Here is a 12,566-nt window from a genome sequence, read left to right on the forward strand (position 1 = left end):
TTTAAAATTCTATCTAATTTTAACATATTATAATTTAAAATAAAAAACTTATATAAATATGTTGAAATTGAATTTATGGTATAATTTGGTTAAAAATTTAGGAGATAAAATGTTTAGAAAACTAGTTTTAATAGTGCTTTTTTCTATTTTTGCCTGCGCTACTGAAGTGATTGATATTTTAGATAGAAAAGTAGATATAAAAGATAATCCTAAACGAGTTGTTTTGACATTTTATTTTGAAGAGTATTTTACAGCTACAAAAGATGATGGTATAGATAAGATAGTTGGATGGTCTAGAAAGTACTGGGAGGGAAGAAGACAAGCAAGCTGGGACGCTTTTAAAGAAAAATTTCCACAAATTGATGAAATTCCTGATGTTGGGTATGGACCTAAAAATACAATATCTTTTGAAAAAATTATCTCCTTAAAACCTGATGTTGTAGTGTTTGCATTAAATGACTATGCTAAGGTTAAAAATAATTTAGCAAATCTTGAAGCTGCAAATATCCCTGCTGTTTTTATAGATTTTCATGATCAAAAATTAAGCAACCATGTAAAAAGTATGGAAATTTTAGGAGAAATTTTTAAAACCCAAGACAAAGTTAAAAAGGTAGTTGAATTTTATAAAAGCAAATTTGAGATAGTTCAAAATAGACTTAAAAATATACCAAATTTTAAAAAACCTAAAGTATATCTTGAATTTAGTGAAAAAGATGGACCTAGTGTTTTTGGTGGAACTTGGGATGATAAAATGTGGGGTGCATTTGCAAATATCGCAGGTGGAGAAAATATAGCAAAAGGTATAGTAAAAGGGACAACTGCAACTATAAATCCTGAACTTATAATAGCTAAAAACCCAGATGTTATAATTTTTGCAGGAAATTATTTTTTAAACAGTTATAAAAATATTCCACTTGGATATGGGATTACTAAAGAGCAAGCAAAAGCAAATTTAAAAGCCTATGCAACTAGACCAGGTTGGAATAGTATAAATGCTGTTAAAAATGGCCATATATATGCACTTTATCATGATTTAAGTAGGCATATTTTTGACTTTACCGGGGTGCTATTTTTCGCAAAAGCTTTACATCCTGAAATTTTTAGTGATATAGAGCCAGAAGAGGAACTTAAGAAATTTTTTGATGAGTTTTATCCTGTTAAATATAGCGGAACTTGGATGATTAGTTATTAATTATGAAAGATTTTTATAAAAAACTTGTATTAAAAAGATCTATATTTCTTTTAGTGGGATTTTTTTTATGTATGGTATTTTTAATACTTGATATAAGTTTAGGTCCTGCAAAATATAGTTTTTTAGAAGTTTTTGAAGCTATTTTTGGAACTCCAAAAGATGAGAGTATAAGTGTTATAATACATAGCATGAGAATTCCAGCTGCTCTTATGGCAGTTGTTGCTGGTGCTAGCCTTGGGCTTAGTGGTGCTGTTATGCAAACTATACTTTCAAATCCACTAGCAAGTCCATACACTCTTGGTATAGGATCTGCAGCTGGATTTGGAGCAGCTGTTGGGATAGTTTTATTTGATGGTAGTTTTTTAGGTATAAGCTCTTTTGCATTTTTATTTTCATCTTTAAGCATACTTTTTATATATTATCTTAGTAAGCGTATATTTTTGGGCTCTTCAAGTATTATTTTAATCGGTATAATCTTAGTTTTTATATATCAAAGTTTGCAAGCTTTTGTTATATATCTTGCAAATGAAATTGAAGTTTCAAGCATAGTTTTTTGGACTTTTGGTTCACTTATGAGATCAAACTATACATATGTATCTGTTTTGGCTTTAGCGCTCATTCTAGCTCTTTTTATCGTACTTTATAAAGCTTGGGATTTAAATGCTTTGCTTTTAGGTGATGAAAAAGCGGCTAGTTTGGGTATAAAGGTTGATTCATTAAAGATAAGAATGTTGATTTTAGTTTCACTTCTTACTACTATATGTGTCTGTTTTGTTGGTACAATTGGCTTTGTAGGATTAGTTGCTGCTCATGTATCAAGACTGCTTATAGGTGCTGAGCAGAGATTTTTCTTGATATTTTCAGCAATATGTGGAGCTTTGCTTCTATCTCTTTCATCAGTTTTTAGTAAAAGTGTGGTAGATGGAGTAGTTTTTCCTATAGGCATAATAACATCTTTTATAGGTGCTATATTTTTCCTTGCTATAGTTTTAAAAAAGGGACTTAGATGATAGTTGATAATCTAAGTTTTAGCTATAAAGATAGGCAAATTTTAAAAGATTTAAATTTTGAAGTAAATGATAGTGAAATTTTAATGGTGCTTGGTGTAAATGGGGTCGGTAAAAGTACACTTATGAAATGCCTTGCAGGTGTGAATAAATTTAAAGGTTTAGTTAAGTTTGATAAAGCAAAAAAACTTGGCTATCTAACTCAAAATATTATAGAAAATGACGCATTAAGTGTTTTTGAATTAGTTCTTTTGGGCCGGATTGGAGAGCTTAAATTTAGGGTATCAAAAGATGATTTAGAGCGTGTAGAACATGTTCTAGAACATGTTGGAATCACTCATCTTTCTAAAAGGTATTTTACACAACTTAGTGGTGGTCAGCAAAGACTTGTTTTAATAGCACAAATGCTTGCAAGAAGCCCACAAATTTTACTACTTGATGAACCAACTGCAAATTTAGACCTTCTTCATCAAAGAAATATTTTAAAGTTAATTAAAGAGTATACAAAATACTACAATACAACAACCATTATAAATATTCACGATATAAACCACGCGTTAAGTTTTGGAGATAATATATTACTTTTAAAAGATGGAGAAATAGCATTTTTTGGTAAAAAACAAGAACTTGATATAGAGTTATTAAGCGAAGTTTTTGGGGTTAAATTTGAGTATGTAACAAGTAAATCAGGTGAGAAAATAATAATAGATATATGACTATTAACTAGGAAAATGATGGAAGATTTTAATTTATTAAATATAATTTATATACTTTGTATAATGGGTATTGTTTTTCATAAAAAAATTTTTACAAAATTTAACTTTAATACTTTTTTAAAAATTTTATTTTGGATTGGGCTGATTTTAGTGTTAATTCTTTCAAGAATAGTCTCTTTTGATATCCCATTTAAAATTTTAACAACTAAAATAGCAACAAAAATTACCAAAAAAATAATGGAACCATTTGTAAGTTATAAATTTAAAGAGATAGTTAAAGTTTATGATAAAGATAATGAGCATTTTTTTATAGCTAAACTTTTAGATAAAGATAGTAAAGAGGTTTATTTAGTTGCAAATCCAAGTTGTAAATATCTAAAAGATTGTTTTATTGATACAAAAAGATTGTTATTGTTAGATGAAATGATAGAGCCAAGTAAAGAAATTTTTACTAGGCGAACTTGTAAAGATCTTATAATCAAAGATATAATAATGAACTCTTATAATTCATATTTTAATGACAATAACTTTCCTGATAGCTCTAAAAAAGGTAAATTAGAAATTATAGATTTAAAAGACGCCTCAAAAGGTGTGGAGGATATGGATTATGGCACAATTAGTGAAATTTATAGAAAGAACATTAAAGAGCAAAATTTAACTATTTTAAACCATTGCGAGGGTAAATTTGCATATTTTTATGATGGAAACCTCTCAAATATGAAAGAGATGAAATATGCATTTGATGTAACAAATTTTGATAAAAATAAAACATTAATAAGCGGAAAAGTTACAGCTACGATAGTGTATGATAAAGGTGAGTTAAAAGCTATGGTTAATTATTTTGATTTAGAAAAATTACAAAAGTTAGAAGATGAGTTAAAAAAACAAGGTATTGAGATAAGCCACTAGCTTATCTCAAATTTTATACTTTAATACGAAGTTTCTCTGTAGTTGCGAGATCTACTACTTCTTGATTCATCTTTTCTAGAGGCATAATCTCTAGAGTTACTTTTTCTTGAGTTAAATTTTCTATCATCTCTTCCGCCCTCATCAAAAAAATCACTTTTATTTGAGTTGAATTTTCTTTTTTTACTTGAAGAGTTATCCCTACTTGAAGTTGTTTTTCTTGTATCGTTTGAATAGTTACTTTTACTTGTACTTCTTTTTCCTCTACCTCTTTTTTCTTCATATGATCTATCCATTAAAGGAAAATCATGCCCCGTAATCTCTACAATAGGTCTTCCTGTTAGTTTTTTAATGCTTGCTAAAAGAGGTTTTTCTGCATGACAACAAAAGCTAATTGCCGTTCCTTCGTTGCTTGCTCTACCTGTTCTTCCTATTCTGTGGACATAAGTTTCAGCAACTTCTGGAAGATCATAATTTATAACATGAGATAATTCGCTAACATCAATTCCACGTGCTGCTATATCAGTTGCAACTAGAACTCTTGTTCTTTTTTGCTTGAATTTATTAAGTGCAAATTGTCTAGCACTTTGAGATTTATCACCATGAATTGCATCAGCCATAATTCCTAAATTTTTTAATTGTTTAACGATTTTATCAGCACCATGTTTTGTTTTTGAAAATACAATCGCAGAAAATATATCCTTATCTTCAAGAAGTTTTATAAGCAGATTTGATTTATTATCTCTATCTACATAGTAAAATTCTTGTGAAATTTGATCTAGTGTTGAAGTTGTAGGTTTTACAACAATTTTTAATGGATCATTTAAGATATTGTTTGCAAGTCTTTCAATTTGGCTAGGCATTGTTGCTGAAAATAAAATTGTCTGTTTGTCTTTTGGTAGATATTGGATTATTTTTTTAACATCTTCAAGCATTCCCATATCAAGCATCATATCAGCTTCATCTAAAACAAAATGCTCAACCATACTTAAATCAATAAATCTTTGATTTACAAGATCTAGCAGTCTTCCTGGTGTTGCAACTATTATCTCTACACCTTTTGCAAGCATTCTAGTTTGTGGTCTTTGATCTACCCCGCCATAAATTGCAGTTGTACTTAGTTCTAAGTTTTTACCATAAGCTTTTAAGCTATTAGAAATTTGAACAACTAACTCTCTTGTAGGTGCTATAATTAAAGCTTTAGTACTTTTTTTACCTTTTGTTTTTTGCTTTGTTGCAATTGATTGTAAAATAGGTATAGAAAAAGCCGCAGTTTTGCCTGTACCTGTTTGTGCACAACCAAGTAGGTCTCTACCTTTTAGGAGTTCTGGAATTGCTTTTTCTTGTATAGGTGTTGCGTTTGTGTATCCTTCAGAGATTAAAGCCTTCTGAATTGGCTGTATTAAATTTAAATCTTGTATTAACAAATTAAATTTTCCTTTTTTATAAATTCATAGAATATAAAAATCACAAGTAGTGAATTAAACAAAGCTATGAATATGGATTTATTTAATTTGTATGTTAGGAATTTTATATCTTATGTGAACAGTATACATGAAGTTAGTAAACAAACTATGTTTAAGTGCTAATTTAATATTAATTATAAAAATATAACTCTATTTAAGTTTTGGCAAACCCCAATTCATATAATATGCTAAAAGTCTAAAAACAACTCCAAAAACTAAAAGCATAAGAATGGCAATAATGCTATTAATTCCAAAATAATTCATAAAGAAATAACAAAGCCCTACTACAATGCTTATAGTTCCATAAAGACCTGTCTTTAAAAACCAAGGAACTTCGTTAAATAAAATATCACGAAGTATTCCACCCCCTACTCCGTTACAAAGTGCAATCATAGCAACACCAAAAATATTGAGGTTATACTCTAATGCTATTATGGAGCCAACTATGGAGAAGCTTACTATATCTATAGCATCGGTTGCAACATATATAAATTTCTTATCTATATCACTTCGTCTTTGAAGTTTAAAAAGCGCTGATAGTATAAGCATTATAATAACAATAGTACAAGGCATATAGTGAGTAAAAGAATAAAGTGGTCTAGAAACGATAGTATCACGCATAAAACCACCTCCTAATGCAGTTAGAAGTGCTGATACAAACACACCTAGCCAGTCGCAATTTCTCTTAGCAGCAAACAAAAATCCACTAACACTAGCTGATGCAATTCCTATATATTCAGGTATTAAAAAAATTGCTAAATCGTCCATTAAACCTCTAATTTTTTCAAATATTGTATAGTTTTAAAATATAAAATTAGTTTAATTATTTAAAATTTATAGTGAATTCTGTTTTATTTTCATCACTTTTGCAAGTTATTTTAAAGCCCAACTCATCTATAAATTTTTTAACTAAATTTAACCCTATTCCAAATCCACCATTTCTTTTATCAAATCTAGTATAGAGTTCAAAGATATGCGGTAAATTTTCCTTTGAAATTCCTTCTCCTGTGTTTGAAATACTAAATAAACCATCTTTTAAATATATCTTTATAACTCCATTTTCATTGCAATATTTTATGGCATTGCTAAAGAGATTATCTATGATTTTTGTAATTTTAAATTTAGATGTCTTTATAATAACATCATTTATATTTTTCTCTAAAGTAATATTTTTTTGTTCCAAAGGAACATCAAAGTATTTAATCCGTTCATTTATGATATTTGCTAGATTTATAATTTCAATCTTATTTTGTTCTTCTTGATTTCCCATCTTTAATGAAACTAAATCTTCATATAAATTTGAGATTGTCATAGAAGCAGTTTTAATATTTAAAAGATATTTTTCTGGGTTAGTTTTAAATAGCTCAATACTCATTAAAATTATGCTTAAAGGGGTGTTAATCTCATGAGTGGTATCTCTTATAAAATTATCTAAAAACTCTATTTTTTCATAAAGTGGGCGCAAAGATAGCTTAACTATAAAATATGCAATTAGTAAAATTATGAGTAATACAGTAGATGAAGTTAGTAGAATTTTTAATTTTAAGCTATTAAATTCATGTGTCAAATCAGTGCTTTTTAATATTATAAAATATTGACTTCGCATCATCCTAGAGTGAATTTGAAATTTTAAAAAAAAGTTTTTTCCATCAAAGAATTGCGTGGGTAAATTTTTTGCTATATCAAAATCTTTTTTTAGATATTCTTTTGTTCTTAAATTTAAAGCAACAGCTTTAGTATTACTAAAATCACCCTCTTCTAAGCTATTTGTTTCGTGGAGTTTAAATTGCAACTCTCTTCTTAAATCTCTTAAGTCAAAAGCTACCTGATTTATGATGAATTGTTTTTCTCTTTCATAAAAAAATTTACCAAAAAAACCTAAAAAAGCAATACTTGTTAAGATATAAAGTAGAAGTATTGGTAAGATATGTTTTTTGCTAAACATATTTATAACCTAGTTTTGATTGGCTAATTATGCGGTCTTTGCCTATAATTTTTCTAAGCTCACTAATATAAACACGCAAACTAAGTTCACTTGGCTCTTCATCATATTCCCAAATTTCATTAAAAATTTCATCTCTAGTTATAAATTTATCTCTATTTTTAATAAGCATAAGAAGCAGTCTACTTTGTTTGTTGGCTAAGGGTAAAATTTCACCATTTTTATATAAAATCCCATGTCTAACATCAAATTTAAGCTTACTATTTATATTTTCAAACTCATCTATATTATGTACAAAAGTTCGTTTGAGGATATTATTCACACGTAAAAGTAACTCTTTTAGCTCAAAAGGTTTTTTAATATAATCATCACATCCACTTGTAAAGCCATCTTTTAAATCATTTATGGTATTTAAAGAGGTTACGAAAATGCATGGTGTCCCTCGCCCACTTTGCCTTAACTCTTTTAATAGATCAAAACCACTACCGCCAATTATTTTAACATCAAATATCCATAGATCAAAACTATTTTCATAGGCCAAATTTAGTGCTTTATCATACTCTTTTACACCTATTACCTCATAATTATTTTCTTTTAAATAAGAACAAATCATATCAAGTAACATTGGCTCATCTTCAACTACTAAAATTTTTGACAAAATACTTCCTTGAATTTAATATAAAATAATATCGTTATTAGAATTAATATGCAGTTAAGTATCTAGTTTTAGTTTGACTCTACTATAAAATAGAGCCAAAATCAATTTATATTTTATAAAAAAGGTTTAAAGTATAGATCTAATTCTATTTTTATTTATTCATCATTTCTTGACCTTACATGCCTTGGCCCTTTTGCATGTCTTCACTATCCATCATCATACCTTCACCTTGCATACCTTTTTTCATATTAGCATGATCACCATGATTCATCATACCTTTTTTCATACCTTGGCCTTGCATCATCATGCCTTTACCACTCATCATTTTTTGGCACATCATTCCGCCTTGTTTTCCACTCATTTTTTTGCATTCACCATTCATCATTTTACCTTGACCGCCCATACCCATGCCGCCAAAGCCCATTTCTCTAGCCTCTTTTACAGTAAGAGAGTCTATTTTTTCGTTCATATTTTTTTTGTATTCTTGCATAAATTTAGCTCTGTCTTCATCGCTCATACTTGAGATTTTTTTATGCATTTCATCTTTAAATCCTTGTTTAATTTCTTTTGCTTGAGAATTCAACTTCCCTGCTCTTTTATGTACTTCAAAAGATACATCACTTAAAGTTTTCGCATCTGCATCTTTTACCATTGAGTATAACTCTGTGTTTGAACTATCCGAAATTGAAGCTGCAAACATACTTCCTGCTATCAAAATAGCTACTAAACTTAATCTTTTCATTTTTTTCTCCTTTAATTTTAAGATTTATGATGTAAGTTTATATAAAATTTGTGAAGAAAAAGTTAAGTAATTCTTAACATAAACACTAAATAGTTTTGTTTTATTGTAAAAATATATTTTATATATTATGAAGTGAATTTTTTGTAAAATAGATAATAGTTTTACAAAAAGGATATCTATGAACACAGTTGCATTAGTTTTTTTAGGACTTTTAGCTTTTGTAATACTTTCTATAATTTCAATTTATAACTCACTAATAGCTAAAAGAAATCAAGTTAAAAATATCCGTGCAGGGGTTGATACACAACTTAAAAAGCGATATGATCTTATTCCAAATTTAGTTGCAGCAGTAAAAGAGTATTTAACACACGAAAAGGAGACGCTTACAAAGGTAACAGAGCTTAGAAATAGGGCGATAGCTACAACTAGCGATGTTGAAAGTTTTGAATTAAATAGCCAGCTTTCAAAACTTTTAGGAAATATTCAGGTGTCTATAGAGGCATATCCAGAACTAAAAGCTAATGAGAATATTATGCATTTACAAACTACTTTAAATGAGCTTGAAGAACAAATAAGCGCAGCAAGAAGAGCCTATAATTCAAGTGTTATGATATACAATAATGCTATTGAAATGTTTCCAAGTAGTATAATTGCAAATATATTTAATTTTCAAAAAGATAAGTTTTTTGAAACTAAAGGAGATGAAAAAGAGACACCAAATGTTGGTAATCTCTTTAATAATTAATAAAAATGGAAAATTTAGAAGATTTATTTGAGATAGAAAAAGAGCGTTTAGATATTGTTGATAGACTTATAAAGGTTAGAAATACAGTTATAATCATAGCTGTTTTAGTTTTTATAGTCATATTTATAAAATCAGGATTTAGTTTTAGTGGAAATATTTTTTTTACCACTATATCTATAACTATAATTAGCATTAGTTTATTTTTTGCATATAAGGCTTACTCTACTAAAATTTATAACCATAACTTTAAAAATATAACACTAAGAAAGGTTCTTGCTGATATAGATCCGAGCTTAAAATACTACCCGTATAATTACATAGATTTTAAAGATTTTAATAACCCTAGAATGTATATACGCCCAGATATTTATAAAGGCAACGATCTTGTTTATGGAAAATATAAAGGTGTGAATATCAAATTTAGTGATTTGAATTTAATAGAAAAAGTTGAAATAATTGATGAAAAAGGACATAGAAAAACAAGTTACCGTAACATATTTAAAGGGATATGTTTTATAGCAAATTTTAATAAGCATTTTACTTCTGAAACTTATATTCGCTCATCTAGAAATGCAAAAACATATGGTAAAAGAGCCTATATGGATGATACTGAGTTTGAACGAGAGTTTAATGTTTATACTAACGATCAAGTAAATGCAAGATATATAATAACTCCACTTTTTATGGAAAGACTTTTGTTGATTAAAAAGCTTTTTAATGCTCCCATAAATATGGCATTTATTGATAATAAAATTTATATTTATATAGAGTTTAATAAAGATAGTTTTGAGCCAGATATAAATGCAACATTGATTGGAGAAAACTCACTTATAAAAAAGTATCAAGTAGATATCATCAATCTATTAAACCTAGTAGATGAGTTAAATTTAAATAGAGATATTTTTTCTGTTATCAAAGAAAGATAATGACACTTTTAGAGCTTGAAAAGGCACGAAAAGATATTTTAAGAAAATTTAAATGGTATAAAATTTCAGCATTTTTTGCTACATTTGGGATATTTATAGTTGCTATGACCTATTTTATGGCATATGGTTTTAATATATTTCTTGAGCTAGTGCAAATAATTAAAAATGATAGCTTAATAGTTAGAATTATAGCAATTTTTATGTTTATAATCTTTTTTTATATAGTATTTACTCTCCAACTTGAGAAGATAGTAAATAGTCAAAGCAAGGAATTCAGAAAAGCTTTTAAACAGATGTATCTTGCGCCATATATTAAAAAATTAGGATATTCATACATAAACTACTCTCATGTAAATGCTGTGTATTTGGTTAAAAGTAGGCTTTTCCCAAGTTTTTCAAATCAGTATGGAGATGATCAAATTAGTGGTAATAAAAATGGAGTTTTATTTACATTTAGTGATATTTATTTAGAAGATAGGGACGATACACATAAGATATATTTAAAGCTCTTTCAGGGTCTATTTTTTATGGCAAATTTTAATAAAAATATAAGTTCAAATACATTTGTTATGCAAGGAAATAAGCCAAGACAGATGAATGGTCTAAGTTTAATAAATATGGATAATCCTATATTTAACACTAAATTTCAAGTCTATTCTGATAATATTCAAAATGCTATGTATATCTTAAGCCCAGCACTTATGGAGAGGATAAACTCACTATCAAATCATATGAAATGCCCCCTACGCATAAGCTTTATTGATGGATATATCTTTATAGCGATTGAAAATAATATAAATAATTTTGAACCAGATATACACAAAAGTGTAATCACAACAAATCAAGCAGAAAAGATAAAAAAAGATTTGGAAAAGATTTTAGATATTGTAAATGTTTTGAGTTTGGATTCAAATTTGTGGATTAATTTTAAAGATGATAAGAAATTAAATTAGATTTTGTTAATTGAGGTTATTTATGCAATTTAAGAAGATGAAGAAAAAGGGAAAATTCCCTTTTTCTATCCTTATTTTTCGTTTCTTTCTTTTTCTTCTTTTTCTTTTTGAAAGATATTTAGAAGAACAAACTTATAACTTGCAAATAGTAAAACTATCCAAGTAAATAACATAATTATAGATTTTAACATTTTTTTTCCTTAATATATATGATCATCATTTTCGATCTCTTCTGTTGTTAGCTTTCTAGTATCCATTGCTTTCCAAACATAGATTATATAAGCTAAAACAAAAGGTATACCAATAGAGACATAAGCCATAGTTTTAAGTGTATATAGGCTTGAGCTTGCGTTATATATGGTTAGTGAACTTTGCAAGTCATGATAAGATGGATAAAACGCAGTATTATTTAACCCTGTTATCAAAAATACACTCATTACAGCTAAAATAACACCCAAGCCATATGGCCAAATTCCTTTTATACTTAGAGTAAATACACCTTTATAAATACCAAAAAGTGCAAGTAAAATTCCAACTAAAAGAAGTCCTAAAACTATAGGCATCTCAATTAAGTTCATAAGATACTTATACTCTTTCATAACTATTGTTCCATTTTCTGATATATGATATCCATCTGCTAAGACAACAGCTACTAAAAACAGTACTAAAAGTGGAACAAAGATTAAAGCATTTATCTTTAGAGATCTTCTAAATTTAGCTCTTAATCTATCATCATCAATATTATTTATAAGATAAAGGTTTGCACCAACTCTAGCTTGGAAAAATAGAGCTAATCCTAATATATAATTGAATGGATTTTTTAATGCTTCAAGGCCTCTAAGTGGACTATTCCACTCAACAAATCTACTACTATTTAGTGCAAAATCACTCCCACTAAAAAATGTTGAAACTGCTATACCTATTAAAATTACACCCAAAGAACCATTTATAAATAAAAAGTTTTCATAAGTTTTTTGCCCTAAAAAGTTATTTGGTTTTTTTCTATATTCAAAAGAAACTGCTTGAATGATAAAACAAAACAAAATTGCAAGCCATACCCAATAAGCACCACCAAAACTAGTAGCATAAAAGAGTGGAAAAGCTGCAAAGCAAGCACCACCAAACATTACTAAAGTGGTAAAAGTAAGCTCCCATTTTTTACCGATTGAATTTATTATCATATCTTTATCAAGCTCAGTTTGAGCAACACATTTTATTAGAGTTTGACCACCTTGAACAAACATCATAAATACTAAAATTCCGCCAAGAAGACTAACTATAACCCACCAATAAATTTGCAATAACTCATACAT

At 28.0% G+C, this 12,566-nt stretch carries 13 protein-coding genes; 7 read left to right on the plus strand and 6 right to left on the minus strand.

Annotated elements, in window-relative coordinates; genetic code table 11:
- The first annotated feature begins 109 nt into the window (after positions 1 to 109).
- Genes CBLAS_RS00145 through CBLAS_RS00160 form a run of 4 tightly spaced genes read left to right on the plus strand, consistent with a single transcriptional unit; the run spans position 110 to position 3,824 of the window.
- On the plus strand, positions 110 to 1,192 hold the full coding sequence (locus tag CBLAS_RS00145) for an ABC transporter substrate-binding protein (protein WP_157939998.1): 1,083 nt from the start codon (positions 110 to 112) through the stop codon (positions 1,190 to 1,192).
- Between the two features lie 2 nt (positions 1,193 to 1,194).
- A complete protein-coding gene (locus CBLAS_RS00150) occupies positions 1,195 to 2,202 on the plus strand; it encodes a FecCD family ABC transporter permease (protein WP_106869426.1) in 1,008 nt (335 codons plus the stop codon).
- The gene (locus CBLAS_RS00155; RefSeq protein ID WP_106869424.1) at positions 2,199 to 2,915 is read left to right on the plus strand and encodes an ABC transporter ATP-binding protein; all 717 of its coding nucleotides are present in this window, start codon (positions 2,199 to 2,201) and stop codon (positions 2,913 to 2,915) included. Before CBLAS_RS00150 ends, CBLAS_RS00155 begins: the two co-directional genes overlap by 4 nt.
- A gap of 18 nt (positions 2,916 to 2,933) precedes the next feature.
- Entirely contained in the window at positions 2,934 to 3,824 is an 891-nt protein-coding gene (locus CBLAS_RS00160) for a hypothetical protein (protein WP_106869422.1), read from the plus strand.
- A 20-nt stretch (positions 3,825 to 3,844) separates the two neighbouring features.
- Here the strand turns inward: CBLAS_RS00160 and CBLAS_RS00165 are convergent, their stop codons facing one another.
- The 5 genes from CBLAS_RS00165 to CBLAS_RS00185 all read right to left on the minus strand — a co-directional run bounded on the left by CBLAS_RS00165 (position 3,845) and on the right by CBLAS_RS00185 (position 8,629).
- On the minus strand, positions 3,845 to 5,248 hold the full coding sequence (locus CBLAS_RS00165) for a DEAD/DEAH box helicase (protein WP_106869420.1): 1,404 nt from the start codon (positions 5,246 to 5,248) through the stop codon (positions 3,845 to 3,847).
- A gap of 189 nt (positions 5,249 to 5,437) precedes the next feature.
- Entirely contained in the window at positions 5,438 to 6,055 is a 618-nt protein-coding gene (locus tag CBLAS_RS00170) for a trimeric intracellular cation channel family protein (RefSeq protein ID WP_106869418.1), read from the minus strand.
- Positions 6,056 to 6,110: 55 nt separating this feature from the next.
- Positions 6,111 to 7,232 carry a sensor histidine kinase gene (locus CBLAS_RS00175; protein ID WP_106869417.1) on the minus strand — a complete coding sequence of 374 codons (1,122 nt, stop codon included), beginning with the start codon at positions 7,230 to 7,232 and terminating at the stop codon, positions 6,111 to 6,113.
- Positions 7,225 to 7,887: a response regulator transcription factor gene (locus tag CBLAS_RS00180; protein WP_106869415.1), complete on the minus strand. Its 663-nt coding sequence runs from the start codon at positions 7,885 to 7,887 to the stop codon at positions 7,225 to 7,227. The genes CBLAS_RS00175 and CBLAS_RS00180 overlap by 8 nt, the downstream gene beginning before the upstream one ends.
- Positions 7,888 to 8,062: 175 nt before the next feature.
- On the minus strand, positions 8,063 to 8,629 hold the full coding sequence (locus CBLAS_RS00185; protein WP_106869413.1) for a DUF1104 domain-containing protein: 567 nt from the start codon (positions 8,627 to 8,629) through the stop codon (positions 8,063 to 8,065).
- A gap of 178 nt (positions 8,630 to 8,807) precedes the next feature.
- On the opposite strand from CBLAS_RS00185, the gene CBLAS_RS00190 reads away from it, so the two are divergent.
- From CBLAS_RS00190 to CBLAS_RS00200, 3 genes are read left to right on the plus strand one after another with little or no spacing between them, the layout of a single operon-like run.
- Positions 8,808 to 9,374 carry a LemA family protein gene (locus CBLAS_RS00190; RefSeq protein ID WP_106869411.1) on the plus strand — a complete coding sequence of 189 codons (567 nt, stop codon included), beginning with the start codon at positions 8,808 to 8,810 and terminating at the stop codon, positions 9,372 to 9,374.
- A 5-nt stretch (positions 9,375 to 9,379) separates the two neighbouring features.
- Positions 9,380 to 10,300, plus strand: a complete 921-nt coding sequence (locus CBLAS_RS00195) for a DUF3137 domain-containing protein (RefSeq protein WP_106869409.1) — start codon at positions 9,380 to 9,382, stop codon at positions 10,298 to 10,300.
- Entirely contained in the window at positions 10,300 to 11,253 is a 954-nt protein-coding gene (locus CBLAS_RS00200; protein WP_106869407.1) for a DUF3137 domain-containing protein, read from the plus strand. Before CBLAS_RS00195 ends, CBLAS_RS00200 begins: the two co-directional genes overlap by 1 nt.
- 200 nt (positions 11,254 to 11,453) lie before the next feature.
- Here CBLAS_RS00200 and cydB read toward each other — a convergent pair whose 3' ends face one another.
- Entirely contained in the window at positions 11,454 to 12,566 is a 1,113-nt protein-coding gene (cydB, locus tag CBLAS_RS00205) for a cytochrome d ubiquinol oxidase subunit II (RefSeq protein ID WP_106869405.1), read from the minus strand.

Origin of the sequence: Campylobacter blaseri (genome assembly GCF_013201895.1) — a bacterium.
GTDB classification, from domain to species: domain Bacteria; phylum Campylobacterota; class Campylobacteria; order Campylobacterales; family Campylobacteraceae; genus Campylobacter_B; species Campylobacter_B blaseri.